28 protein-coding genes and 2 pseudogenes are annotated in these 24,151 nt (G+C 41.1%); 7 read left to right on the forward strand and 23 right to left on the reverse strand.

Features of this window, described 5'->3' with window-relative positions; genetic code table 11:
- The first annotated feature begins 8 nt into the window (after nt 1-8).
- Nucleotides 9-173, forward strand: a complete 165-nt coding sequence (locus tag BN2762_RS28160; protein ID WP_316246829.1) for a hypothetical protein — start codon at nt 9-11, stop codon at nt 171-173.
- Here BN2762_RS28160 and BN2762_RS26875 read toward each other — a convergent pair.
- The 6 genes and pseudogenes from BN2762_RS26875 to BN2762_RS10025 form a co-directional block, all read right to left on the reverse strand.
- Nucleotides 117-860: pseudogene (locus BN2762_RS26875) on the reverse strand (MBL fold metallo-hydrolase); the annotation flags it as partial. The gene BN2762_RS28160 and the pseudogene BN2762_RS26875 overlap by 57 nt on opposite strands.
- Entirely contained in the window at nt 805-1,809 is a 1,005-nt protein-coding gene (locus BN2762_RS10005; RefSeq protein ID WP_055106863.1) for an NAD-dependent epimerase/dehydratase family protein, read from the reverse strand. The gene BN2762_RS10005 and the pseudogene BN2762_RS26875, both read right to left, overlap by 56 nt.
- Nucleotides 1,806-3,263 (reverse strand): ATP-grasp domain-containing protein, encoded by a 1,458-nt coding sequence (locus BN2762_RS10010; protein WP_055106864.1) that lies wholly within the window; start codon nt 3,261-3,263, stop codon nt 1,806-1,808. The genes BN2762_RS10005 and BN2762_RS10010 overlap by 4 nt, the downstream gene beginning before the upstream one ends.
- A gap of 13 nt (nt 3,264-3,276) precedes the next feature.
- A complete protein-coding gene (locus BN2762_RS10015) occupies nt 3,277-4,269 on the reverse strand; it encodes a beta-ketoacyl-ACP synthase III (RefSeq protein WP_055106865.1) in 993 nt (330 codons plus the stop codon).
- Between the two features lie 210 nt (nt 4,270-4,479).
- Complete coding sequence (locus BN2762_RS10020; RefSeq protein ID WP_055106866.1) at nt 4,480-4,746, reverse strand: hypothetical protein; 267 nt, start codon at nt 4,744-4,746, stop codon at nt 4,480-4,482.
- A gap of 298 nt (nt 4,747-5,044) precedes the next feature.
- A complete protein-coding gene (locus BN2762_RS10025; protein WP_055106867.1) occupies nt 5,045-5,413 on the reverse strand; it encodes a hypothetical protein in 369 nt (122 codons plus the stop codon).
- A gap of 93 nt (nt 5,414-5,506) precedes the next feature.
- Here BN2762_RS10025 and BN2762_RS10030 point away from each other — a divergent pair, with 93 nt between their 5' ends.
- A complete protein-coding gene (locus BN2762_RS10030) occupies nt 5,507-5,968 on the forward strand; it encodes a hypothetical protein (protein WP_055106868.1) in 462 nt (153 codons plus the stop codon).
- A gap of 360 nt (nt 5,969-6,328) precedes the next feature.
- On the opposite strand, the gene BN2762_RS10035 is transcribed toward BN2762_RS10030, so the two are convergent.
- From BN2762_RS10035 to BN2762_RS10045, 3 genes are all read right to left on the reverse strand, one after another.
- Entirely contained in the window at nt 6,329-6,772 is a 444-nt protein-coding gene (locus BN2762_RS10035; protein ID WP_222861058.1) for a DUF5071 domain-containing protein, read from the reverse strand.
- Nucleotides 6,773-6,914: 142 nt separating this feature from the next.
- Nucleotides 6,915-7,355: a GNAT family N-acetyltransferase gene (locus BN2762_RS10040; protein WP_083484849.1), complete on the reverse strand. Its 441-nt coding sequence runs from the start codon at nt 7,353-7,355 to the stop codon at nt 6,915-6,917.
- A 64-nt stretch (nt 7,356-7,419) separates the two neighbouring features.
- The gene (locus BN2762_RS10045) at nt 7,420-7,803 is read right to left on the reverse strand and encodes a MerR family transcriptional regulator (RefSeq protein WP_055106871.1); all 384 of its coding nucleotides are present in this window, start codon (nt 7,801-7,803) and stop codon (nt 7,420-7,422) included.
- A 235-nt stretch (nt 7,804-8,038) separates the two neighbouring features.
- Here BN2762_RS10045 and BN2762_RS10050 point away from each other — a divergent pair, with 235 nt between their 5' ends.
- On the forward strand, nt 8,039-8,794 hold the full coding sequence (locus BN2762_RS10050) for an SDR family NAD(P)-dependent oxidoreductase (RefSeq protein WP_055106872.1): 756 nt from the start codon (nt 8,039-8,041) through the stop codon (nt 8,792-8,794).
- A gap of 99 nt (nt 8,795-8,893) precedes the next feature.
- Nucleotides 8,894-9,322, forward strand: coding sequence for a tautomerase family protein (locus tag BN2762_RS10055; protein ID WP_230202476.1), 429 nt, complete (start codon nt 8,894-8,896; stop codon nt 9,320-9,322).
- Nucleotides 9,323-9,492: 170 nt separating this feature from the next.
- Here BN2762_RS10055 and BN2762_RS10060 read toward each other — a convergent pair whose 3' ends face one another.
- Together BN2762_RS10060 and BN2762_RS10065 are read right to left on the reverse strand one after the other, a co-directional pair.
- Complete coding sequence (locus tag BN2762_RS10060) at nt 9,493-9,972, reverse strand: hypothetical protein (protein ID WP_055106873.1); 480 nt, start codon at nt 9,970-9,972, stop codon at nt 9,493-9,495.
- A gap of 55 nt (nt 9,973-10,027) precedes the next feature.
- Nucleotides 10,028-10,516: a hypothetical protein gene (locus BN2762_RS10065; protein ID WP_055106874.1), complete on the reverse strand. Its 489-nt coding sequence runs from the start codon at nt 10,514-10,516 to the stop codon at nt 10,028-10,030.
- A gap of 654 nt (nt 10,517-11,170) precedes the next feature.
- Between BN2762_RS10065 and BN2762_RS10070 the strand changes: the two genes are divergently transcribed.
- Nucleotides 11,171-11,407 (forward strand): hypothetical protein, encoded by a 237-nt coding sequence (locus BN2762_RS10070; RefSeq protein WP_055106875.1) that lies wholly within the window; start codon nt 11,171-11,173, stop codon nt 11,405-11,407.
- 48 nt (nt 11,408-11,455) lie between these two features.
- On the opposite strand, the gene BN2762_RS10075 is transcribed toward BN2762_RS10070, so the two are convergent.
- The 4 genes from BN2762_RS10075 to BN2762_RS10095 all read right to left on the reverse strand — a co-directional run bounded on the left by BN2762_RS10075 (nt 11,456) and on the right by BN2762_RS10095 (nt 14,428).
- Nucleotides 11,456-11,992, reverse strand: coding sequence for a hypothetical protein (locus BN2762_RS10075; RefSeq protein ID WP_055106876.1), 537 nt, complete (start codon nt 11,990-11,992; stop codon nt 11,456-11,458).
- A 313-nt stretch (nt 11,993-12,305) separates the two neighbouring features.
- The gene (locus BN2762_RS10080; protein ID WP_055106877.1) at nt 12,306-12,719 is read right to left on the reverse strand and encodes a hypothetical protein; all 414 of its coding nucleotides are present in this window, start codon (nt 12,717-12,719) and stop codon (nt 12,306-12,308) included.
- A gap of 431 nt (nt 12,720-13,150) precedes the next feature.
- Nucleotides 13,151-13,696 (reverse strand): DUF7010 family protein, encoded by a 546-nt coding sequence (locus tag BN2762_RS10085; RefSeq protein WP_055106878.1) that lies wholly within the window; start codon nt 13,694-13,696, stop codon nt 13,151-13,153.
- A gap of 525 nt (nt 13,697-14,221) precedes the next feature.
- A complete protein-coding gene (locus BN2762_RS10095; protein ID WP_055106880.1) occupies nt 14,222-14,428 on the reverse strand; it encodes a helix-turn-helix domain-containing protein in 207 nt (68 codons plus the stop codon).
- 314 nt (nt 14,429-14,742) lie between these two features.
- Here BN2762_RS10095 and BN2762_RS10100 point away from each other — a divergent pair, with 314 nt between their 5' ends.
- Both BN2762_RS10100 and BN2762_RS10105 read left to right on the forward strand, forming a co-directional pair.
- Entirely contained in the window at nt 14,743-14,922 is a 180-nt protein-coding gene (locus tag BN2762_RS10100; RefSeq protein WP_055106881.1) for a hypothetical protein, read from the forward strand.
- Nucleotides 14,923-15,060: 138 nt separating this feature from the next.
- Nucleotides 15,061-15,330, forward strand: a complete 270-nt coding sequence (locus tag BN2762_RS10105; protein ID WP_055106882.1) for a DUF6809 family protein — start codon at nt 15,061-15,063, stop codon at nt 15,328-15,330.
- A gap of 380 nt (nt 15,331-15,710) precedes the next feature.
- Here BN2762_RS10105 and BN2762_RS10110 read toward each other — a convergent pair.
- The 8 genes and pseudogenes from BN2762_RS10110 to BN2762_RS10145 all read right to left on the reverse strand — a co-directional run bounded on the left by BN2762_RS10110 (nt 15,711) and on the right by BN2762_RS10145 (nt 24,145).
- Nucleotides 15,711-15,918: pseudogene (locus BN2762_RS10110) on the reverse strand (helix-turn-helix domain-containing protein).
- A 117-nt stretch (nt 15,919-16,035) separates the two neighbouring features.
- Entirely contained in the window at nt 16,036-16,752 is a 717-nt protein-coding gene (locus tag BN2762_RS10115; protein WP_055106883.1) for a hypothetical protein, read from the reverse strand.
- A complete protein-coding gene (locus BN2762_RS10120; RefSeq protein ID WP_055106884.1) occupies nt 16,749-17,282 on the reverse strand; it encodes a hypothetical protein in 534 nt (177 codons plus the stop codon). The genes BN2762_RS10115 and BN2762_RS10120 overlap by 4 nt, the downstream gene beginning before the upstream one ends.
- A complete protein-coding gene (locus tag BN2762_RS10125) occupies nt 17,272-18,111 on the reverse strand; it encodes a ParA family protein (protein WP_055106885.1) in 840 nt (279 codons plus the stop codon). The genes BN2762_RS10120 and BN2762_RS10125 overlap by 11 nt, the downstream gene beginning before the upstream one ends.
- 102 nt (nt 18,112-18,213) lie before the next feature.
- Nucleotides 18,214-19,860 (reverse strand): reverse transcriptase domain-containing protein, encoded by a 1,647-nt coding sequence (locus tag BN2762_RS10130; RefSeq protein WP_055106886.1) that lies wholly within the window; start codon nt 19,858-19,860, stop codon nt 18,214-18,216.
- A 379-nt stretch (nt 19,861-20,239) separates the two neighbouring features.
- Entirely contained in the window at nt 20,240-21,268 is a 1,029-nt protein-coding gene (locus tag BN2762_RS10135; RefSeq protein WP_055106887.1) for an ABC transporter substrate-binding protein, read from the reverse strand.
- Nucleotides 21,269-21,322: 54 nt separating this feature from the next.
- On the reverse strand, nt 21,323-22,384 hold the full coding sequence (locus BN2762_RS10140; RefSeq protein ID WP_055106888.1) for an ABC transporter ATP-binding protein: 1,062 nt from the start codon (nt 22,382-22,384) through the stop codon (nt 21,323-21,325).
- 105 nt (nt 22,385-22,489) lie between these two features.
- Nucleotides 22,490-24,145 carry an ABC transporter permease gene (locus BN2762_RS10145; protein ID WP_055106889.1) on the reverse strand — a complete coding sequence of 552 codons (1,656 nt, stop codon included), beginning with the start codon at nt 24,143-24,145 and terminating at the stop codon, nt 22,490-22,492.
- Nucleotides 24,146-24,151: the final 6 nt, after the last annotated feature.

Consider the following 24,151-nt stretch of genomic DNA (forward strand, 5'->3'; position numbering starts at 1 on the left):
TCGCTGCAATGGGATGGAATAATTCGATATTCGGGATGCTGCTTGTGAAATTGGCATATGCGCTGGAAGCTTTCTTGATACTGCCGGCGATCATCCATAATCAGGCCAGCAAGCCAATGGGGAGGCCGGGATTCACGATACGCCCGACTGGACCATACAGCATCGGCACATAAGAAATATGGCTGATCCCCGGTATGAAGTAGAACGCCTATTTGACCGGCAGCATGTCCTGGCAAGTCCACGGCAATCACGCTTCCATCGCCAAAAAGATCCAAGCCCCGCTCAAATGGAAAACTAGATGGCAGCGAGATCCGTTGTTGTTCATCTATCGGTAGAGAACGCTCCTCAAAATCACTCGGTAATAAGTCCGGCAGGAAGCCTGCCCGAACCGCCGCTAGCCCTCTGCGGGGCTTCATTTTATCGTAAGCTGATTTTAAATAAATAAACGAAGCCCCAGGAAAGTCACAAACCCCGGCAATATGATCCGCATGGAGATGGGATAGAACGACATATTTAATGTCGCTTAATTTAATTCCCGCTTCTTGTAATTGGTGGACCGCCGTCTCCCGTTCTGTGATAGAAACAGGGGTGGCTCTTCGATATAGCGAATAAGGAAAACGACTTGCTGCTTGGAAGAAGCGTTCCGAATACCCCGTGTCAAATAAGATCGGCCCTAACCTCGGATGCTCTATGCAGGCAAACAGGGCAGGTATTTGAATCGTCCGCCGCTCTCCGCCACGGATCGTTATTTTTTCAGATTGGAAACAGCTCCCCGCCGCAAACAGAGTCAATTTAACACGGGTGCTAAATAAGTGGGTCTCGTTGTTTGATCCATGTGACATAATCGGATATCCCTTCATCAATACTTTTACGTGGAGTATAGTTCAGATCTTGTTTCGCCGCTGATATATCTAGCGTAAGCGTCTTTCCTAATAAACCCACCGTATAGCGAGTGAGCAGAGGTTCCTTTTTACTCCTGGTCAGGTGGGCTTTCCACTCTAGCAAGGCAGCTGCCCCGTAGGCCAGAGAATAGGAAATATGCTTGCCGCGCAGCGGTTCCCCCAGCTTATCAAATAACTGCTGAAGTAAATCTATCAAAGCTACCGGCTCACCATTGGTAATATTGTACTTTTTGCCTAGCGTCGATGCAGGGGAGGACATGCATTGGATTAACGCATCAACCACATTATCGATGTAGGTCAAATCCATTAGAGCCTGGCCGCCATGAATTAAGGGAACGCGTCCTTGTCGGTTCGCTTGAAGCAGTCGCGGAAGTATCGCCTGATCCCCGGGGCCAAAGATCGCACGAGGACGGATGGTCATCACGGGAAGTCCTGCCTCAAAAGCAAGATCCACTTCTTCTTCGGCCAGACGCTTCGTTGCGGCATACGCATTCACGGCTTGATCCGGAAGCGGAGCTGACTCTGGTACGTTCAAGCGATCGGTATAATCAAAATATAAGCTCGGTGTCGACAAATAGATCAACCTGCCCACCTGATGCTGCCGGCAGCCCTCCAATATATTTCGGGTACCGATCACATTGCTATCATAAAAGTGGCTGTATTTCCCCCAAGGAGAAGACAATGCGCCGCAATGAAACACAAAGTCTTGTCCAGCACATAGCTGAACGATCCGCTCGGTGTCCGCAAGATCACAGGGGATGAAGGCGATACCTTCGTTTTTCAATTCCTCCCCTATCGATTCATTTCGTCCAGTCGCTGTAACCTGATATCCGAGCTTACTTAAGGTTTGTGCCAAGCTCCTTCCGAGAAACCCCGTCCCGCCTGTCACTAATACGCTTGAACTCATTTCGCTTCCTCACCATTCCATTCAATATCATGCGTTGATGCTTCTAGTATCGAGATATGCTGCTGCCTGCTTACTTTGACATTCCACCACAGAAGCTTAAACTGCTGAAGGAACGGCCGCGGATCTCGCAATCGAAACACAACGTCTTTACCGCCGATGATCAACCGAAGCCACTCCTTGAATTTGGTCCAGGAACGAATCGACAACAATCCATAGGACAACATCGCTAAGGTAATGATGGCTTTATGACTCGGACGCGGGGTTATGACCTGCTCTGACCCTTCTTCATGATGAAAAAACGCCTGATCAATCTGATCTTCCGCTTGAAAAAGGTGTATTCCGCTCGTCGCTCTTGGATTGCATTCAATAGGGTAGACTTGGCCATCATCGGTGACGATAAAATCAAAGGAAATTTGCCCCGTAAATTGTACTAAACTCACGAAATGTTGTACCCAGCGGTCAATCTCTGGGTGATGTACAGCCTCGAAGCTAATACAAGCGCCAGGACCAGCCGTAAATCTCACGGGATAAACCGCATGAGCTGTCAGTTTCCCTTGCTTGGCGATGCTGTAGCTGCAATAGGCTGTACCTTCAACAAATTGCTGTACAACCCAAGGCTGCTGTGGAGAGAGATGCTTCATTTTTTCCAATATTTCAGTTTCATCTGGTATTTCTATTTCATCTGGTATTTCTGTTTCATCTGCATTCTTGTTCTTCTCGCCCTTAGCAACTGTACTCGCTACCCTTGTTTGCACCATGAAAACCTTTGCCGCAAAACGGGAGTACACCGGCTTAAAAACCCATTTCCCCGGGACAGCCAGGACGGCTTTCGCTTCCTCTTGAGAGGTTAATAGACTTGTTGCCGGTACGAGTAAACCAAACTCCCTCGCCTGGCCGATAAATTCCCATTTACTATGTAAGCACCGTAGCTTGTCTAGTGAATCCGTAAAAACTAGGCAATGCTGGCTTAGACGATCTAAACCTCGGGCAACAAAAAATATCTCCTCGCAAGTTGGAATCAGCCAATCTATCTTTTCTAGCAAAATAATTTCTTGGAGTGCGCTAATATATCCATCTGGATTCTCATTGGGCTTAGGCACACTATAGTTTCGGACGATCGCGCGCGAATGAACACATAGGTGATCCGGACAGCTCTCGGCCATATACACCTGATGCCCCGCCACAGCAAGCTGACGAGCTAAATCCAAGGTGGCCGGCGCTCTTCCGCCTGTCAGCAATATCCGCTGATGCCATCTTGCTTGTCCTGCTTGCCTTTCTTGCCTCTCTTGGCTTTCTTGGCTCTCTTGCCTCTCTTGCCTCTCTTGCCTCTCTTGGCTTTCTTGGCTATCTTGGCTTTCTTCTCTTTCTTGCTTTCCTTGCCTCTCTTGGCCTGCTAGCCTTTCCGCCCCTTCTTGCCCTCCCTGCCACCCTTGCCGCTCTTCTTCCTCTCGCATTCTTGGCCTTGAGCTAGTATTCAAGGATCATTCCTCCGACGGAGAAGCCTGCGGATGTGCCTAGCAATAACAGCCGCTCTCCACGCTGGATCCGCCCTTGCTGGATGGCTTCATGCAAAGCCATCGGAATCGATGCTGCGATCGTATTTCCGTGCGTTGGTGAAATATTCATTAATTGGTGTTCCGCTATCCCTAGCTTCTTCGATATCAATCGCATAGCCATGGCGCTCCCTTGATGCGGAATGACGAGCTTCAGATCGGCCATCTGACAGCCCCCCGCTTGGAGTAAAGCATCGACAAAGTCAGGCAATATTTGTGACGCCATTTTATAGATGGCTCGTCCATCCATTTCAAATAAAAATGGCTCTACCTGATCGGTATGCCGGCGATGAATTTTCGTTCCTCCGCCTCTAATCTGGGAGAGATGAGCTCCCGCACTGAACGTTTTCATCGAAGAACAGATAATCTGAGAGGCTTCATCCTCATCTGCCCTACTGATCACTACGGCAGCAGCCCCATCCCCAAACAAAGCCGCGCTTTCTTTATGAGACCAATCCAAGCCAATCGAAGCAATTTCAGACGCTACGAGCATAACACGATCATAACGCCCTGCCGCTACCATATAAGACATAACATCCAGTCCAGTTAAAAAGCTTAAACAAGTCGAATTGATATCAAACGCAGGAACCCCGGAATGTTCTTGTCCCATTGCCTTTTGGATTAAAGAAGCCGTGCATGGAATGGGCTGCTCCATCGTGCCGCTCGTGGATACAAGACAGTCAATATCCGCAAAAGCAAGCCCAGCCTCCTCTAACGCAGCCTCCGCTGCCCTTGCTCCCATAAAAGAAGCGGTTTCTCCTTTGACAACATGTCTAACCCTAACATCTGTTTTCTTCAACGCCCATCCGCTGGGTACCCCTAGTTTCTTATCTAAATCTTCTGCTGTAATCACTTGCTCCGGCAAATATTTACCCGTTCCTACAATCTTAATCTTCCGAACTTGCATCACATCAACCTCCTGTTGCTAGAACTTGTAACTCTATGTAATTCAAATTAGACCCACTCAGGCCCGACTATATTTCTACATCTTTCTACATCTTTCTACACCCTTTCCCAAGATTATAGCCTATTTGTAAAATGGAGGAAACGGCAAAAGGAGACTCCACGAAAGTGGAGTCTCGGATTTAAGTTGTTTTATTAGAAGTTTATCGTAGTTCTAACGAGATAGCTTGAAAAGACTTTGGTTAGCTGCACTAATCCAGTGCTCCTTGTCCTTTACTTGTCCAGAAGCTGCTTTTGTATATGCTACAAGTTCAGCAAAAATAATGCTCTGAGGGGCTTCAATGGTTAATGTTTCCCCCATAAATTCTAATCGTTTAATAAATGGAGTAGCCGTTTCTTTATTTATCGCCGTAATCGCCTTATTGACAAGTCCCTCGATTTCCCTAAATTCTTCAATAGTTAGTTTCCTTTTAAGATTCATTCTTTACCCTCGTCAAATTTTTATTTACAAGCAAAATACTAAAGAATAGCTTTGTACTTTTTGTTATTCAACCTGCCATTCTCTTGCTATGGGTTTCCAGTCGATCTCTCGTTCCACATTCCCTGTCCATACATTCCAAAAGTCTGGCTCTGAAGAATGCGGCTGCCCCTCCTCTTTTAATTGAGTATCTCAACTAAACTAGGAATTGAAGACGCTGCTCCAATTAATAAAGCTTTGCCTGTTGGAAGTACGGGCAGTTTTTCTCCTAAATTATCAACATTAGATCACAGCAGTTGTTCTAGAATACAATCTTCCACTCATCGTCAATTTTTCTTACATAAAATTCATGATCTATATCCTCACCATCCTTATTTACATATACCGACACGTAATAAGCCTCTTTGTTTACTTTTGAGTAACCATTAATTTTATATTTGATCAATGGATCGTTGATTACAGTCTCTTTAAATGTCTCAAAATCTAATCTACTGTCTTTATTTTGGATATACAATATTTGATAAGCCTCCTGAGCATCTTTCTTTTGAATAGATAGTAGATAGTGATTAACTACTTTTATGGGCTGTGGTGTCCAATCGACAAAGCACACTACAACTAACAGAATTAGGAGACCTAAAATAATAAAATATCTTTTTCCATTATTACTCATTTTATGTAAATCACTCCTATATATTGAAATTATGTAAATTGCATCATACAATGATATTGTACCATAATATTCCTATATCGGGAGGGTTTAATCATGAAATGGTTTAAAGGAAGATTGCAAATGGCTGCATTCGCGTCTGCTTTAGTGGTATCTTCATTGGCTGGATCTTTATCTGCATCCGCCAGTAACTCTTTCATCCCTACTCACAATAATTCCCTGCGAGGAATTTTTGTGCCTTACATGGGTAACGAGAGAGTTATTGCAAATGGGAATCTTTCAGTTGATAGGACTTATGATTTTGGAAATTTCAAATTGAATAATAGCTCTATTAAAATAGTTTGGTCACCAAATAGTAATAAAAGTAGCAACTTTAAATTACAAGTGATACAACCCAATTGGCTTGGTGAACCTATTGCTATAGCCCAGATAAGTTTAAGTAGCAGTTCAACAACCAGCTACTTTACAAATTTGCCGGTTGGCAAAAACTTGAGTTTTAGAGTTGTTGGCTCGGCGTATGGAAGCATTTCAGCCTATGACTGGGGACCAAACAACTAGAATTAGATATTCAAGTTATAGTTCTGGATAAATACAAAAAACGTGTAAAGGACACTTACTTCTTTACACGTTTTTTTGGAGTCTGTAAAAAAATTCGTATTAAAGGCTGACCAGCTTAATCTGGTGAATCTCATTTTCTTATAAAATAGGTATAGTCGAGGAGAACGATTAAATATCTGAGTCACAGCCCGCTACACAAACTGTTTACCTGTTATTGTACAAACTATGACCTATGTATATCCCCTCGATACCATCCATACTCATCCAAGACTATAACCAATTTATAAAATAGAGGAAATCACAAAAGGAGACTTCACGAAAGTGGAGTCTCGGAATTAAGTTATTTGTTAGATGCTTATCTCACGCAATTCTTTCTAATAGTTCTTGTAAAATATCATCTAGTTCCTCATCTTTCTCATCCCTTGATGGATTATTTAGCATTCTCTCTAAATCTTCTCGTAGTTCTAACAAGATATCTTTTGGCAATCTATTTACTAATCCGTGAAGCACAAAATACTTCCAACAACCATCATTTGAATTAAATATGCGTTTAATATGCGGGATAAGCTCTATTCCAAATCCCAATACAATGTCTTCTATATCCTTTGCTATTGGCCAATTACCATCCTGCAGCCATTCTAAGAGCTCGGGAAGTATAACTTTCAGATTTTCTGTGGGCTGCTGCTTGAGCAAGCTAACTCGTTCAATGTCGCTTTTGTGTAGAGGTACTAAATCTTTAATATTCATAGATTCACCACTTTTCCAACTTATTGTTTTCTTACTGCGAGTATCCTTGGTAAACACGTAATCACGAAACGCCCAGCCTTATCCAGCTCTTATTTTAGGGCTGGGGCGTTAGGTGTCTGAATTTCATACATCTAACAACCAGGGCATAATTCCCGCTACGTGAACGCGGTGCAGTCAATTTCCCCTGTCCTCTTCGAATTTATCTTAAATAGTAAGTCATGTATTCTTCATCGTATCCGCGGCCATGATATTCTAATGCGTTCTTCTCGGTTCCATACGTTTCAAATCCTAAAATCTTATAAAGACCAACTGCTACTTTGTTAGCAGTTACAACACTAAGATTAATTTGTTTTAATCCTTCTATGTCTTTCCCTCTTCTCAGAACCTCTTGTAATAGTTCTTTAGCTATTCCTTTTCCCCGATAATCCGGAGCTACATATACTCCCCAGATCATTCCTTTATGTTTAAATTTCATCCCCTGCCCACGTTTAAAGCCTACCATCCCTACAATTTGTCCGTCTTCCTTAAATGCCCCCAATATGTAATCATCCTGCTCATTCATGATTCTCTTGGCTACCTCGTCTAATGGGGTTTGAACAGAATCTTCATATGAAGTATAGAATGCTTCAGGATGGGTCATTGCTATTATTTTGCAGGTGTTTCCGATAACGTCCTCTGAATCAAAAGCCTTAACCCCGCTTAAGTCAAATTTTTATGTTAGTCCGTGCAATCTGTGATTCTAATACATCATATAGAGCAAGTTTATAGTTTATTTTGTCCAAATTAAAATATAGTTCCTTTATACTCTTCTCAATTTCTTTCTTATGATGAAGCATCATCCCTTTTCGTTCCGAAATCGTTGAGTCCCCTTCTTTATACAAGTATACATACTTCTGAATTTGGGCAATCGGCATTCCTGTTGCCCGAAGTGCAGTAACAAAGTGTATCCAGCTTAAATCTTCTTCGTCATATAACCGCTTCCCGCTTGCATTTCTCTTCACATGTGGAAGCAGCCCCTCCTTTTCGTAATATCGAAGTGTGGGAGCCGCTATTCCTGTCAATTCAGTTACTTCACTTATTGTCAACATAAAATAAACCTTCATCCCCTTCTGTTAAAGTATACTTCAAGTGATTTCTTGGCTTTTCTAATTTAATTCGCCGTATTTCGGCTGTAAATAATGATGCAAATATGATTAAAACAAAGAATTTCTCTGCTCATTTATATACTTATTATTTTACCAAAAAATTCTTGACTTCAAGTGAGCTTTATCTTTTATGATAACGGTGTATTTAATAACGTTTATTGAGAGGATGAAGTTGACAATGACAAATATCTCAATCGTCACTGGCGGCAGCCGCGGACTTGGTCGCAATACTGCCATCAGTATTGCGCGTCATGGCGGTGATGTCATCCTGACCTATCGCAGCCAAGCAGAAGAAGCAAAGTCTGTTGTTGCTGAAATCGAAGCTCTGGGGCGTAAAGCAGTCGCTCTACAACTCGATGTTGGAAACATCGCCAGCTTTGCGGCCTTTGCTGAGACAGTCCGTTCGACCTTGCATTCTACTTGGGATAGCCCCACTTTCAATCATCTGGTGAACAATGCCGGCCACGGAGAAATGATAGACTTCGCCGAAACAACAGAAGCTCAGTTCGACGGCCTGTTCAATGTGCACGTCAAGGGCGTGTTTTTCTTGACTCAGACCCTTCTGCCGCTTCTTGCAGATGGTGGCCGTATTGTGAATTTCTCATCAGGTCTCACCCGTGTATCTTATCCCGGATTCTCCGCCTACTCTGCGGCGAAGGGAGCGGTCGAGATTCTAACCATCTATATGGCCAAAGAACTCGGTCATCGCGGTATCACCGCTAATACCATTGCACCTGGTGCAATCGAAACCGATTTTCTAGGCGGTGCTGTACGCGACACGCCTGCTTACAATGACGCATTTGCCGCGATGGTTGCCCTTGGTCGTGTCGGCGTACCCGACGACATTGGTCCCGCAGTCGCCAGCTTACTCGGTTCCGACAATCGCTGGGTTAATGCGCAGAGAATCGAGGTCTCGGGTGGCCAGAACATCTGATCGCTAGTAATGGCCGCAAAGCACCTTCCTTCTAATTGTCGGAGGCCGCTGAGTAGAGACGCGGCGGCCTCATAATATGTCTAAGGAAAGGAAAATACAATGCCAATGATTATTGTTCACGCACCTGAAGCTGCGTTCGATTTGAAGGCACGGCGATCAATTGTCGGAGAACTTACAGATTTTGCGCTTGAATGCGAATCGTTGCCAAAATCACCCTTCGTCAAAAGTACGGTTTGGACCTATTTTAATCTTTACGATGAGGATACCGTCTTTATGGGAGAAAAAGAAGCGACAACGAATGTTGTCAGCGTGCAGATTTTCGTCATTGAGGGCGGTTTAGACGGCGACGCCAAAATGAGGCTGATCGAAGGAGCTAGCACAATTTTCGGACGGCAACTCGGCACTTCTGATCTCATCCCCGTCTATATCATCATTCACGAAGTCCCCGAAGAAAATTGGGGGATCTTTGGCCGGGAAGCGGATTTAGCAGCTCTCCGAACATCACCAATTGACGCGGCTGCTCTGTAATTATTTGAGCAGCCATAACAACTTCAATTGCGGCCCCACTAACAATGCACCAGGTTGTGAAGATAAATGTCCAATTTTCTGTTTGTTCTTTCCGCAGCCGACAAATGGACGCTTACACTAGAATTGGTGTCGCAATACATTGCAGAGTTTATCAGAAGTCGAGTCCTGAATTAAATATCAAACCAAGTTTTCCTCAGATCTTTGTATAATTTTTCAAATAAATTTTCATTGTCAACGAGCCAATATCTTTCCTCAACCGGCACTAATTCATAGAAGCTTTTATACTCGCCTATCCAGCCTTCTGGAACATAATCTTCAAATGACATAGGCTCTGGAAATGACGAATAGAATTCTCTATTATCAAAATCGACATAAATTGTAGGTAAAAATTCTAACACTTCGTCGTAATACTGGAATACATTTTTAAGCTCCACGATCATATCAGTCAGTTCTAAGGTTGATACTTTATATTTCTCTATTTTATGTAAAAAAGTCTCCGCAGTTGATTCATCAAGAACTTCAATCCCAAATCTCTCTTCCATTTCTATGTTCAAAAACCAATACTCTCTTTCAGTAATATACCAAGTCCATGAATTCTGAAATACTACTCCCACAATTAAGATTTGTGCATATTCTGGCATTAGCTTCATGAAGATCTTCCTTTTCCTCGATTTCTAATAACATTCGAGCATCTGCGACGCGATCTTAATGACGTGTTAGGAGGGTTAAATTATCACCTATAGATTCAATATTAATATCATCAATACTCCCTAAATCTCCTAGGTTATAGGGAACTAGCATTTTTTCAATCCCGAATCTGCTTAATGTTAGCAAATAAAATGCCATGAGTACTCCATTAATAATATTCCTGTCTTTTTCCTCACGAACTATTAATTCATAAACAAAGACTTCTTTCTTGTCCTTCCCATATCGTAACGCTATATGATAATCAAAAAATTTCTCAGTACTTTTGCTTCCCGCGTGACAAGCTAAAGGGAAATCAGATTTCTCAAAACTATTAATAACCCCTTCAATCTCAATATTGGAAAATTTCTTAATTGGAGATTCTAAATGGCTTATTCCTTCATGAACAATATGATAATAAGGGTACTCTATCAAATGCTCACGAAATTTTTCGACTAAATCTCCTTTAATAAAAACAGGATGTACCACAATAATCTCACCTTTTTTCATAGTTAGAATTTAACTGGCAGGGGCGCACGGCTTCCAATACGTGGAAAGGGGGCAATCATCGATATACAATCACAATGCTTCAATGCTGTTATATATCAATCGTGTTTTTCGGGTAATTTAAGATCATTATGAAAATGGCCAAATGTGATTGGGCACCACCGAACGGGAAAATTTATATCAGTTAATAGTAAAGACTTGACCTCTCATTAAATGAATAATGCTATCATTAATAATATGTACTTTACCGCCATTCCAGTATTTACTGGATAGGAATCCAACATGTCATGGTTCTCATGATTTCCATCAATAAAAAGGGTCGTGAAATTCTTATTATTTAACCACTTTCGCCAGTATTTTTCATCAATTTTATTATCCCACACTAATCAATAGTCCCCTGCTATGATAACGAAGTCTTCTTTAGTTAGCCTACTGTTCTGTGGGAATCGTTTTGAGTTCAACTTACTAATATCGATATATCCATGCAGATCCCCAGTAATATACATTTGTTCACTTCCTTAAATCTAATAGCCTCGCAGGGTTATTCGCTGAAACAATTCCACTGTCTACTTGCTTCTTTGTAATTACCGACAACTTCAAGTTTGTTATTATTCTTGAATTTCATTGCTACAATCGAAATGAAAGGGGCTGTTGAAAATGGCCGTATCCAAGAAAGATCTAGCTAATTTAATTCATCAGTTACCAGATAAGGATATTCCTTTAGTGGCTGACTTTTTAAAACGTCTCATAAGCAATCCCCTAGATGCAAACATTCCTTATGATGAGGAGGAATTAAGTGAAAATGACCTGAAAGCAATTGAACAAGCAGAGTTAGAATTCAAACAAGGTAAAACGATCCGCTTAAAGGATATTGAACATGAATTACGAAATTGAATTAAGCACTCTGTGCGGTTTTTTAGGTCTCTACAGTAATCGTGTACCTTAAAAATTGTTATTGATTGTTTTTCTATCAATAGCTTTATTTATTATCCGGTTATACCTCTCAACATCAAAACTAAAATCTAAGTCATTAGTATTCATTAAACTATTGAGGTTCTCAAATTTTTGTACTAACTCTTCTGAAAACCTGATCATTTGATCCCATGAAAAAATGAACTTATTTGAACTTTTGATGGAACGATCCTCGAAAGGGGATTGCTCTGTTATCCAAATCACACTTTTGTCCTCATGGATAACCTCAACATAATAGCCTCCACAACCAAATATTCCACAAGTACATGTAAACATAGGGTATTTTCCTGGATGCAGTAAGGACTTGAAAAACTCTTCTTCTACAAACACTTCGTCCTGATCCAACTTATTCCCATTAATATATAGAGAAGCTCTCCAATCAATAACAGGAACCATTCGTCCTTTCACTTTTGTTATATTTTTGTATACCTTTCTAGTGTTTATTTCCATATCAACAGATAATATATCTTGACTATTTTCACTATTTTTCTTTGAAAATATCTTCATTATTCCCCCTGACCTCTTACGGTGCCCCTCAGCTTGATACTGTGTTAGATATAGCCACCTTACGTATTCACGAACCGAAGAAGCTTAAGGCGATTGCCGAACCGAGGGCGATTGTCCCCCGATGCGTGAACACGGTGTTATAGAAAAGTACCTAAGATTCCCTTCGTGTATTAAACATTTCATTTATACTATGTATTTCAATCCTATCTTCCTCTTTTCTTCGATCAATGTATTCATGTTCCATATCAATCGCTAGTTCATTTCTATCGAAGAAGTTTAACAGTCTCTTTGCTTCTTTTACAATTGATTTATTTTAGTCCTTGAGCTTTGTTTTATTTCTTTTCAGGTCTTCTTTTAATTCCTCTGATGTTGCAACAGCTGTCAACGCGATATATCTCAAAAATGTATACCCATTGCAGTACTCTTCATACAAAAGATCCATGACATCTATTTCATCATTATTACTTTCAGTCAATGAGATCAGTAAATTTACAACTCTTTCTTGTTCATATGTAGCTATATCAATCAGTTTTCTTATTTGTTTTTCAGTATCTTCGTAAGCATATTGATTCTTGTAGTCTCTTGATATAAATTGTAAATATTCAGCCTCACCTAAAATCTCTTCAAGCTCTTCGTGATCATATATCCATTGTTCAAACTCAAATAATGTCACTTTGCTTTTTAGGAAATAGTACATATATCGATGTGCTTCTATTTTAACTAACATCTTTGAATCACCTTCTTTAAAAAGTCTTTCGCCTTCTTATAACTCCTTTTTCGCGAACTTCGTTAATCCACCCAAGCAGATGAATTCACGAGCTTCGTATACCATTCCATTTCCACAGGATTTCACAATCCATTATCCTCCCCTCTTTCTCCTCGTTATAATTACCTTTTCCCAACACCATACATCACTACCCAAGATTATAGTTCATTTGTAAAATAGAGGAAACGACAAAAAGGGCCTAACTACTCCATTGTAGTTAGACTCTTTATTAAGACTTTGATCCCTCACCATATTCTTACTCACAAAAAACCCAAAATCTTCCCACGGATTCGGACGGATCGAGGGCGCAAGAGCAAAGGCATATAAGGCCAAAAACTATATATATGTAGAATTCTCTTCTTTTAAATAAAAAATCACCTTATAAAAGGTGATTAAACAGGACTAGCTTTAAGTTCTCTAATAATTAAAAAAGCACCAATACCATACACAATAGCTATTGCTAAAGGTACAAGAGTGAATGCTTGATCAACAAGGAATCCACCCAAGATTAGGGAAGAAAAACAGGTACCTAAAGTAACGAATAAATAGGCTTTGCTTTTATAAATCCACATGTAAGGAAGAAAATGAGAGCCTGCAAGTAAACCGATGGTGAAGGGAAGGTATTCAGGTATGTTCATATACACAATTATAAATACAGGTATGTAAAAGGCTTGCGGAGCTGCAACTATTCCTCCTAGAGTACCTACAGGGTTACCGGTAGCAAGTAAATTAACACCAAGAATTTTACTAATTAGAATTCCAAAAGGAAAAATGGCACCTAAGCCAAATATCCAAATTAAACGCACAGCTTCAATTGGAAAAACTAAAGGCATAAAGGTGAAAATCAAAAAAACAATTACGCCAGACAGCAAAATTGGGAACCCTTTTCTTGCTTCAAAAATGATTTCTTTTTGTAATTCATCAAGTGTTCTACTCATATGGACTCCTTTATAAGTTAATAGTCTATAACATAGCAAAATTCGACTCAATTTACCATAATTAAGCGTAACACAATGCAAGAGTTCGCTGAGTACTACGAATTTAACAACGCAGAATACTATGCCTTAATCAAAGTGACATCTAAATATAACCTTATGTTTAACGCTATGAAAATATATAAAACTCGTTGGTGGATACGATAATCTCGACCATATGCGGATCGAAAAAGCACAACCAACAAAGATCGACGATGATCAAGCACTTTTCAAGTTCCTCAAATGCAAGGATGACGTTCAGCTTCTCCAGCGGGATGGATCTCTCGGACACGACGGCGTCGTGGTTGATAAGCTGCTGGTAGTTGTTCGATCCATTCTTAGTTTGGGATTATCAAGATCTTAAAATAACGTTCCTAGAATCTACGACACGCCCCATCCTTAGATGCTCTTATCTTAGGCCGGGGCGTTATGAATATATTTTTTAAAACTAACTCTTATTACAAAATATTTCACGCTCTATTCCATTCTCTATTTATGTTCAGGAATATGCTCCAATAAATCACCAGGCTGACAATCCAACGCTGCACAAATTTTATCAATGACTTCTAAAGAAACATATTCGTTCGTATTCAATTTAGCCATCGTTGCTGATGAGATCCCTGTCATTTTTAATAACTCCTGTTTCTTTATATCCCGATCTATCAGCAATTTTTGTAATGGTTTATAACTTATCATTGCTCGTTCCCTTTCAGATTAGTTGAAGTTTTCTTCAATTATATTAAACAATCTTCGCCTAATCAAAAATATATTCATGTTCTCTTGACATGAAAGTTCAATATATTGAAATAATATTCAATAAGTTAAATTTCAATTCGCGAATGCAAATGAGGTTTAGGAGGTAGAATATATCTATCCAATTACAATGCTAAGCATAACAAGAGACATTCTCGCTCATAAATATTTAGCCTATTAAGAAAAAGCAGGATTGGTTTGACTTTTTGTGGCTACAATAATATATTTATTATGGACACAAAAAGTGGGGTGAAGCGATGTCGTCCAAAAAGATGGGGCGTCCACCATCTGACAATCCCAAAAGCGATTTGATTCGAGTACGCGTCGATCAAGCCATTTTGAATAAGCTCGATGCTTGCACCGAGAAGCTGAATACGAGCCGTTCAGATGTGATTCGCAAAGGGATTGAGAAGATGTATGACGATCTCCAAAAATAAAGAAGGAAGCGGCGCGTCCCACGAAGAACACCGCCACTTCCTATCGCGCAATCGCTTTATTGAGCAGACTGCATAAATATCCTATCATGTGCAGGAATCTCATACAAGTGATGCGATTATACTTAATAGGGGGAAAATATGAATTCGATTCTGGAAGCCCTGTACCGGGGGGAACTTGATCCTGTTGAGGCTATTGTGCCGTCTCATCCAGAATACCGTTCTCTAAGTCGACAAATATCGGTTCAAACGGAGCAATGGCGAAACCGATTGGGTGAGGAAACGTTTCGTGAGCTTGAGGAGTATTTTGACCTGCGTAGTAGCGTGGACAGTATATATGCTGAAGCTACTTTTCAGTATGGGTTCAGACTTGGTGCCAACTTGATCATAGAGGTCATCGGCAAGCGGTAGAGCTAAGGTCTTTCCATTACTAGTAGGTAGTGGCGAGATGACTTTTGTATATTACGGAAGAACGATTGTTTACTTATACCAAACTTGTCAGCATGATGTGGAACTTTGCGTAAAGGATAGCACGAAGCGAGATTTTACTTAAAATTTTTATGCTCACGACAGCTCACCCCTAACTGCGCAACCGAAGTTAGGGGTGAGCTGTCCGTCTTGGCTTCATGCAATCCTTTCAGCACCTTACACTAATTTCGCCTAATGTTCTATGTATTCAAGAAATAAACCCAGCCGAAGATCGCTCTTATCTTAGGCTGGGGCGTGTTTGTCTGATTATACTTTTGATAACTAACTCTTATTGCAAAATCATTTTACGCTCTATTAATTCTTCATTTATGTTCATGAATATGCTCCAATAAATCTCCAGGCTGACAATCCAACCGCTGCACAAATTTTATCAATGATTTCTAGAGAAACATATTCATTCGTATTCAATTTAGCCATCGTTGCTGATGAGATCCCTGTCATTTTTAATAACTCCTGTTTCTTTATATCCCGATCTATCAGCAATTTGTGTAATGGTTTGTAACTTATCATTGCTAGTTCCCTCTCAGATTAGTTGAAGTTTTCTTCAATTATATTAAACAATCTTCACCTAATCAAAAATTGCTTTGTTCTTGTTTAGTATTTAATTTCTAATATTATCCCATGAGATTAAGTATCAACATACTGATTCTCAAATATTTCTTTCTTATCATTCAAAGTCAATGTAGACAAAAATAAATCTTTATTTAATGAATGCATCTGATTAACTACAGTTTCAAAATTAAGTAAAGTAACACTAAGAATAGAATCTAGTAATTTTAGAAAGACTACATTATATTCCTTAGCTAACTTTTGATTAAACCTAGGCAGTAAATTAATAGAGGTAATGGTACCTAAGTTTATATCCCTTGCACTATGAGCGAATTTACACAAATCTTTATAAATACCATGTATTATGCCATACTTATTCAATCCTACACTACTTGAAAAAAACTCATGTTCACTCGCTTTTTCAAACAATTTATATATACTTTTTTCATCATAAATCTCTTCATTTTCTGTACCTAGGGTTGCTTTTAAGAACGTTTCGATAGAACTCCTGAGCATAATGTTTGCAGCTTTATAAGACCCAGTTGCCCAGCAAAAAAGTGACTGAATAATATCTGATGTGGTCTCTTTATAATAGATAAGTGATAAGTCACTTATTATTTTAACATTTCTTTGTAGAACTTCTAATTCAGCAATAAAAAGTAGGTATCCATAAGCTTTTCTATGCATCGATTTCAATAAAATAATATAATTATCTTCCTTTAAACAATCGTTTAAATCAAATTCTCTTAGATATTCAATAAGTAAATCTGCATCTTGAGATATCTTTCGACTCATTGTCTTCTCTCCGTTAATTTTTGAATTGTTTCATTCCATGAAAAGTTATTATTAGATCTATCCACTTTAATTTTTTTCAACTGCTCTTCATTTGATACTATTTTAGACAATGCAGTTACTAATCTTTTCAGTTTATTATCTGATAGATTATCCGTTTCACAAACGATCATTCCAATTATTTCATTTCTTGATCTTTTCCCAGATTTAGGCAAGTTCAGATTTAAGAACTCCTCAGCAAAATCAATAATGGAATTATTTGTAGGGAAAAGGTCTTCATCTTTAAATAACCTAGGTAATACCCCTATCAAGAAATGAATATTGGGGTTTGGGGATTTATATTCTCCACCCAATATCTCTGTATCAAAACTATTATTTAACTCATTACCCATTAATAGTAATTCCCTTAAGTGTTGAGGAGAATTCTTGATCTTAGCTATGTTAGACGAATCAAAAAGCCAGATTAATTCCTCCAAAAATTCAATTGATCTAAATAATTCATCTCTTTTCTTATTATTTATTTTATTGGTCATTTTCTCCCACCCTTTCGATAAACTCCTTTACTATACTAGTTAAATTACTCTTTAATCTACTATCATCAATATCGAGGATAAATTTCTGTTCTAGTTGTTTTTTTGCAATTTCAGTTCTCTTTATTAGAGACTTTGAAAACAATTTCCCCTTCCACACTTTACTTTCTTGCAAGTTTTTCTGGGCATTTTTATAAACACTAGTATTCTCCTCTGTTACTGTAAGAACAATACCAGCACATTTAATTTTATTTCCAAAGTTACTCATCTTCTCATATATTATTCCATTGAGTAAGTCGATTCCTGTTAAACTTATTGGATCAGGTTTAACTGGTATCAGGTAGTACTCAGAGGCTAAAAGCGCACTCGTCATCCAAATCGAAGGAGTTGGCGGTGTATCAATTATTACGTAATCATAGGTTTCCTGTAGTCCTGTTAAATAGTTTTTAATTCTAAATTCTCTTCCTTCACCAGACGCCATTTCAAGTTTATATAAATCTAAAACACCAGGTAAAAGATAAAATCCCCTATTAGTTTTATAGGGTACAATTTCCTCTAGATTTTTAGGAAAACTTTCAGTTAGCCCCTCTGTAAAACTAATTGATGGTCTTATGTTCCTGTCAAAAACATTAAGAATTGTATCATTATTGTTTTTAATATATTCTATGTATTCATTACCCGACATTAGACATTGCGTTGCATTAAATTGTGGATCCACATCTATAACTAAAACCTTTTTACCGTGTCGCTGGTATAAATAATCAGCAATATTGACTGCCAAAGTTGTTTTAGCTACTCCACCTTTCATGTTTATCAAACTTACTATTTTCATGGGATATGCCCTCCTAGAATTTATACTAATAGGATAATAATATACTTGTATCTATCACCTTTGCACCATTTGTCTATTATTAATATCACCAACAATTGTAGTTTACTTGTCGTGATAAAGACCATCTATCCTTAAAAAGTTAATAAAAACAATATCCTCAGGGGTATTAAAATACCTTTTTAATACTCTTCCGCCCTTATCGTTCCTTAAGTTAGAAAGGAACGATATAACATATCTTCGTTCTAACTTAGTAAAATACTTCTTCGCCCTTTCAATGTGATTCATGAATTTTGTCAAACTTTCTTTTCGGTTCTTTTCCATAAAATCCAAATTTTCAATGATATACTTTAAACAAAGACATCTTGAATACCATTGATACTCTCTACTAAATGAACTGAAATAATGATTTATAAAAAAATCAATGTCAGCTCCATATTCCGATATACCAGAAAGTAAATCCAGAATGAAGTATTCAACATTCGGATAAATACTTCCTTTATTTTGTAGGTGAGCTTCTAAATCCTGTCTAAGTTCTGGATATTTATTAAGTAGCTTTTTGAAAAAATGTAGCTTGTCATTTTTTAATCTAAAAATAAATTTAGGATTTTTTACGATTGAGTCAAGAAATGCTCTCGCATTATCAACTGAAATAAAAATTACATCAATACTTTTTTCATTAGATATAAGAATCTGTAAGATGTAAGAAGCTAGTGAAAACCATCTACCATATTGATTAGTATGTAAATTCAAATATAAATTAAATAAGTAAGTTAGATTCTTCTTGTTTTCAAACATGCTTTCCCATTCGATAAAATGCCAATGTTGAATAAACTTATCGACACTAAAGAACTCGAGTTTATTTTCACTAATATGTAATTTTAATTTACTTAATTCAAACGATGCCTTTTGAACTATTCTTAGCCCATCATCATAATCACCGTGAAAACAAAACCACATATCATCAGCATATCTGGTGTATGTGAATTTTTCTTCTTCTTTAAAGTAAGCTTTCATAAATCGTATCATTTCCGTATCATAACTAGCTAAATAAAAATTAGCAAGAAGTCTGGACATTTCCCCAACCTCTTCTTGTGGTATACCTACATTTGATTGAATATATCCAAGATCTCGTTTATCGGAAAATCTTAAAAAATTAAAAAGTAAATCGATAATTTTGGATTTACCATTAACTATACTTCTTATTTTATTTTCAAGTATATCCAGGTTGATATCATCATAAAAATGTGCAATATCAATATGTATATAATAAGAATAATTTTTTTGTGAAAGTGAATCAGCCAATTTTTGGTACTGGCTCCACTCCTTCCTAAAGTTATTCACTGATAATCCAGCATCATATTCATAATTAATCGTCATATTTAACAAATCTTCGTCCCGTAGTCGTAATTCTGGTGTAAAACGAAACCCACCATAAACTAATCTATTCTTTCGTATTTCATCAGATAGTTCTTTTTGTATTTTTTTAACACAATAATAATAAACACTCGTGTCTCCTATCGAATAGAGTTTTATTTTTCTTAATATACCTTTAGACTTAGGAGAGTAAAAGTAATATGGTTTCATAAAATTGTATTCGTAATTATTTATTTCTTGTCCTAACTCTAAGATAAATTCATCCTTTTTAATATCCTTATAATTCACAATATCTTTAAAACTCATTTCCTTAGTCAGGTGATTCCAAAATTTACCATCAACTCCTAATTTAAAATCATTTATATCAAGAACCAATTTATCACCTTATTTCATAGAAATAGCAACTACATGTTATATTCATTCTACAAACAATGACAGATACCTTTTATAAAATTATCTCATGGTATTTCGCCTAACGTATTTACGAGCCCCGAGAGGCTTAGGGCGCTATCGCGCCGGGCTCAAGGGATTTAGCCACGCAGATTAAGGGCCGTAGTTCAATGCATGAATACAGTGACGTCGACTACTTCTTCGAATTACTAAATACCTAGAACTGAATCCCTCATTACCCAAGATTATAGCCCATTTGTAAAATCAAGGAAACGACAAAAAGAGCCTAACTACAACATTGTAGTTAAGCCCTCTCCTAAGCCTTCAATTCCCTCACCATATCCCCACTCACCCAAAAGCTCCCTCAATCCTTCCCCTTACCCACTCCCAGCACCTCGGTCGTCCACTTGTTGATCAGGCGCTCGCGGTTTTGGCCGGCCCAGTCGAGGTCGTAGGGAATGACGTTTAGCTTCTCCAGCGGGATCGCTTCCTCGGGCGCGATAGCGTCGCGGTTGGTGAGCTGCTGGTAGTTGCCGACCTGCTTGCCGAGCTCCTGGGCTTGCTTGGTCAGCGCCCAATCGACGAATTGGCGGGCTTCCTCCTGCTGCGGGCCGCCCTTGATGATGCCGACGGCGCCGATCTCGTAGCCCGTGCCTTCGGTCGGGAAGCCGATGATGAGGTTTTGGAAGCCCTCTTTGTAGAACTTCAGCGCATCATGGGAGAACATGACGGCCGTTCCGACCTCCCCCATGCCCACCGTACGCCCGGGAATGCTGCCGGAGGTGGTGTAGATGACATTCTGCTGATGCAGCTGGCGCAGGTAGTCAAAAGCCTTGTCCTCGCCAAACAGCTGTACCAGCGTAGCTAAAGTCGTGTAGGCTGTCCCCGAGGAACGGGGATCCGCCATCGAGATCATGCCCCGGTACTCCGGCTTCAGCAGATCATACCACGACTGCGGAGCCTGCAGCCCTACCTCCTGCAGCCAGGTTTTGTTGGAGACGAAGGCGATCGAGCCCACGTAAATGCCCGTCCAATACCCTTCCGGATCGCGATATTCTTGAGGGATGGCTTCGACATTTTTAGAAACATACGGCTCCAGAAGGCCTTCGCCCTTGGCCTGGATGAATGTATCTGCCGGCCCGCCAAACCAGATGCTGGCCTTCGGTGAATTCCGCTCCGCCCGGATTCTCGACAAAATTTCTCCGTTCGACATGCGCACGTAATTCACCTTGATGCCGGTCTGCTTCTGGAAGGTCTCCATCGCCTTAATCGCATGATCCTCATACAGCCCGGCATACACCGTCAGCGTTCCCGAGCTCTCCTTGCCGCAGGCGGACAGAAATAATGACATCAGCAGGGACAGCAGCAAACCGCCTATGGCTATTTTTTTCATGCAATCCCCTTCCTTCTGTGGCATGATGTCAAATCGTCTGGATGCAGGCTGAAGTTAAATTACATGAAGGGCATCCTCCGCAAACTGCAGCGATACGGAGGTACCGACCGGATAGACCTTCTCCTGGATCGGGTTATGCTCGGTAATCTGGAACAGCTGTCCCTCGAACAATACTTCATACTCCTGCGTCTGCCCCATGAACACGCTTTTTTTCACAACGCCCTGATTCTCCGTGCCTTGGGCCAAAGATACGGCTTCGGGGCGAATTACCACGGTCACCCGGTCACCCGTTTTATATCCCTCGCGGCGAACCCGCAGCATGCCGGAAGGCGTCTCCACGAGCAAGCGGCCGTCTTCCGAGCCTTTGACCGTGCCTTCCATGAAGTTGGCGGTTCCGATGAAATCGGCTACGAACCTCGTCTTCGGACGCTGGTAAATCTCCATCGGCGTGCCGACCTGCTCGATTCTTCCTTTATTCATGACGATGACCTTGTCGCTCATGCTCATCGCTTCGCTCTGGTCATGCGTTACATACACAGCGGTAATGCCGATCTGCTGCTGAATGCGGCGGATTTCGTCCCGCATCACTAGGCGCAGCTTCGCATCCAGGTTGGACAGCGGCTCATCGAACAGCAGCACGCCAGGCTCCATGACGAGCGCTCTGGCCAGCGCTACCCGCTGCTGCTGACCGCCGGACAGCTGGTTCGGCATCCGATCCCGATAATCCTGTAAATTCATTATATCCAAGACGGATTCAACTTTCGAGACAATTTCCGGCTTGGCCATTTTTTTGATCTTAAGCCCGTAAGCGATGTTGTCGAACACGGTCAAATGCGGGAACAAGGCGTAGGATTGGAACACCATCGTGCAGTCTCTGCGGTTCGGCGGAATCTGGTCCACCGCTTCGTCCCCGAAGTAAATATGCCCCTCGGTAATGTCCTCGAATCCGGCGATCATGCGCAGCGTTGTCGTTTTGCCGCAGCCGGACGGGCCAAGGAGAGTTACGAACTCCCCTTCCCCGATCTCCAGATTAACCCCGGTGACAGCGTAGGACTTCTCGCCTTTATCGTTCGTGAAGGCTTTGGATATATTTTTAAGTGTGACTGATTTAGCCATATTAACATACCTCCTTAAGGATGCAACCCATCGGCAATGGCGAGCGTAGCCGCGAAGCAAGGATAAGGGGCCGAGTGATCAACCCTACCCCTAACCCTTCGCTCATCAAGCCGACTGCTCTTTGCCGCCCATCCATTTCACAAGCAAGTTTAACAAGATGAGCGCCACGATCATGATCAGGATCAGGATCGTACAATAGGCGCTGGCGACGCCGATCCGGCCGGCCTCGACCTGCGCCAGAATCGACGCGGTAATGAGGTTGTACTTGGCGGATATGAGGAAAATCACGGCGCTCATCGCGGTCATGCTCTTCACGAAGCTGTTGACCAGACCGCTGAAGAAGGCGGACTTGATCAGCGGCAGCACAACGCTTGTGAACACTTTGGAGCCGCTCGCCCCCAGATTCGTCGCCGCCTCCTCGATGCTCGGATCGATCTGCTGCAGAGCCGCCACCCCGGAGCGAATGCCCACTGGCATGGAGCGCACAACGAACGCAGCAACGATGATGATCCCTGTACCTGTCAGCGCTAATGGCGCTTTGTTGAACGCGAGAATATACCCGATCCCGATGACCGTACCCGGCACCGCAATCGACAGCATGCTGATGACTTCCAAAGCTTTTTTACCAAAGAAACGTTTGCGGACAATCAGGAAAGCGATGATCATGCCCAGTAATCCCGCGATCGGCGTCGCCACAATGGCAAGCGTCAGCGTATCCTTGATCGCCTTCTGTCCTATAGAGAATACATATTTGTAATGATCCAGCGTCAGGCTGTTGTTAATGCCCCACAGCTTGATGAATGAACCGATGGGTACGAGTGCATAGAACGCAATAACAGCTATCGACATGATCATACAAAATGTGAATAGTCCATGTTTAACAGCCCCGGACTCAATCATTCTCCGCTGTCCGGTAGGCTTGCCCGTTACAGTGACATAGCTTTTCTTGCCAACCCAGAAATTCTGCAAAATATAGACGATAATCGTTACCGTCAGCAATACCATCGCCAGGGCGGCACCAGCCTGCAGATTATAGCTTCCGACGGCCTGCAGGTAGATCTCTCTCGCAACGGTGGAGTAGTTCCCCCCGATCGTCATCGGGTTCCCGAAGTCGGCAAGCGATTGAACGAACACGAGCAGGAATGCATTGGCGATCCCCGGCACGGACAGCGGCAGCGTGACGCTAAGGAACGTCTTCAGCCGGCTGGCCCCCATGTTCTGACTGGCCTCTTCCAGGGATGGGCTAATGGAACGCAGCAGCCCTGACAGCGTCAGGAATGCAATCGGGAAAAAAGACAGCGTCTGCACAAGAACCAGGCCATGCAGCCCGTAAATATTCGCATTTTCGAGTCCCAGTAAATTTTTCGTGATCAGCCCCTGCTTCCCGAGAAGCAGCATGGCGGATAGGGCAATAACAAACGGTGGTGAAATGACCGGCAGAATGGCAATGCCGTTAAAGAGCTTTTTGAACGGTACTTTTACATAAGCGAACGTATAAGCGAACACATACGCAATCACCGTAGACAACGTAGCCGTCAATACGGCCAGCACCAGGGAGTTGACCAGGGCGTGGAACAACCCGCCCCCGGACAATACTCTCTGATACCCCTCTAAGCCAACTCCGCCGGTGGACCCGACGAAGCTGGACTTTGCTATTTGGAATAAGGGATAGACGATAAATACGAGTAAGCAGAGCATGACCAACACGATGAGAATCGGCAGGAGCGGCTCGCGCTTGAATCTCTTGAACATGGCGCTCATTCAAGC

This window comes from Paenibacillus ihumii (genome assembly GCF_001403875.1).
Lineage (GTDB): Bacteria > Bacillota > Bacilli > Paenibacillales > Paenibacillaceae > Fontibacillus > Fontibacillus ihumii.

What these genes read in the sequence shown, in the direction of transcription:
- BN2762_RS28160 (WP_316246829.1), top strand. Translation starts at nt 9, where the DNA reads ATGGGATGGAATAATTCGATATTCGGGATGCTGCTTGTGAAATTGGCA.
- BN2762_RS10005 (WP_055106863.1), bottom strand. Translation starts at nt 1,809, where the DNA reads ATGAGTTCAAGCGTATTAGTGACAGGCGGGACGGGGTTTCTCGGAAGG.
- BN2762_RS10010 (WP_055106864.1), bottom strand. Translation starts at nt 3,263, where the DNA reads ATGCGAGAGGAAGAAGAGCGGCAAGGGTGGCAGGGAGGGCAAGAAGGG.
- BN2762_RS10015 (WP_055106865.1), bottom strand. Translation starts at nt 4,269, where the DNA reads ATGCAAGTTCGGAAGATTAAGATTGTAGGAACGGGTAAATATTTGCCG.
- BN2762_RS10020 (WP_055106866.1), bottom strand. Translation starts at nt 4,746, where the DNA reads ATGAATCTTAAAAGGAAACTAACTATTGAAGAATTTAGGGAAATCGAG.
- BN2762_RS10025 (WP_055106867.1), bottom strand. Translation starts at nt 5,413, where the DNA reads ATGAGTAATAATGGAAAAAGATATTTTATTATTTTAGGTCTCCTAATT.
- BN2762_RS10030 (WP_055106868.1), top strand. Translation starts at nt 5,507, where the DNA reads ATGAAATGGTTTAAAGGAAGATTGCAAATGGCTGCATTCGCGTCTGCT.
- BN2762_RS10040 (WP_083484849.1), bottom strand. Translation starts at nt 7,355, where the DNA reads ATGACCCATCCTGAAGCATTCTATACTTCATATGAAGATTCTGTTCAA.
- BN2762_RS10045 (WP_055106871.1), bottom strand. Translation starts at nt 7,803, where the DNA reads ATGTTGACAATAAGTGAAGTAACTGAATTGACAGGAATAGCGGCTCCC.
- BN2762_RS10050 (WP_055106872.1), top strand. Translation starts at nt 8,039, where the DNA reads ATGACAAATATCTCAATCGTCACTGGCGGCAGCCGCGGACTTGGTCGC.
- BN2762_RS10055 (WP_230202476.1), top strand. Translation starts at nt 8,894, where the DNA reads ATGCCAATGATTATTGTTCACGCACCTGAAGCTGCGTTCGATTTGAAG.
- BN2762_RS10060 (WP_055106873.1), bottom strand. Translation starts at nt 9,972, where the DNA reads ATGAAGCTAATGCCAGAATATGCACAAATCTTAATTGTGGGAGTAGTA.
- BN2762_RS10065 (WP_055106874.1), bottom strand. Translation starts at nt 10,516, where the DNA reads ATGAAAAAAGGTGAGATTATTGTGGTACATCCTGTTTTTATTAAAGGA.
- BN2762_RS10070 (WP_055106875.1), top strand. Translation starts at nt 11,171, where the DNA reads ATGGCCGTATCCAAGAAAGATCTAGCTAATTTAATTCATCAGTTACCA.
- BN2762_RS10075 (WP_055106876.1), bottom strand. Translation starts at nt 11,992, where the DNA reads ATGAAGATATTTTCAAAGAAAAATAGTGAAAATAGTCAAGATATATTA.
- BN2762_RS10080 (WP_055106877.1), bottom strand. Translation starts at nt 12,719, where the DNA reads ATGTTAGTTAAAATAGAAGCACATCGATATATGTACTATTTCCTAAAA.
- BN2762_RS10085 (WP_055106878.1), bottom strand. Translation starts at nt 13,696, where the DNA reads ATGAGTAGAACACTTGATGAATTACAAAAAGAAATCATTTTTGAAGCA.
- BN2762_RS10095 (WP_055106880.1), bottom strand. Translation starts at nt 14,428, where the DNA reads ATGATAAGTTATAAACCATTACAAAAATTGCTGATAGATCGGGATATA.
- BN2762_RS10100 (WP_055106881.1), top strand. Translation starts at nt 14,743, where the DNA reads ATGTCGTCCAAAAAGATGGGGCGTCCACCATCTGACAATCCCAAAAGC.
- BN2762_RS10105 (WP_055106882.1), top strand. Translation starts at nt 15,061, where the DNA reads ATGAATTCGATTCTGGAAGCCCTGTACCGGGGGGAACTTGATCCTGTT.
- BN2762_RS10115 (WP_055106883.1), bottom strand. Translation starts at nt 16,752, where the DNA reads ATGAGTCGAAAGATATCTCAAGATGCAGATTTACTTATTGAATATCTA.
- BN2762_RS10120 (WP_055106884.1), bottom strand. Translation starts at nt 17,282, where the DNA reads ATGACCAATAAAATAAATAATAAGAAAAGAGATGAATTATTTAGATCA.
- BN2762_RS10125 (WP_055106885.1), bottom strand. Translation starts at nt 18,111, where the DNA reads ATGAAAATAGTAAGTTTGATAAACATGAAAGGTGGAGTAGCTAAAACA.
- BN2762_RS10135 (WP_055106887.1), bottom strand. Translation starts at nt 21,268, where the DNA reads ATGAAAAAAATAGCCATAGGCGGTTTGCTGCTGTCCCTGCTGATGTCA.
- BN2762_RS10140 (WP_055106888.1), bottom strand. Translation starts at nt 22,384, where the DNA reads ATGGCTAAATCAGTCACACTTAAAAATATATCCAAAGCCTTCACGAAC.
- BN2762_RS10145 (WP_055106889.1), bottom strand. Translation starts at nt 24,145, where the DNA reads ATGAGCGCCATGTTCAAGAGATTCAAGCGCGAGCCGCTCCTGCCGATT.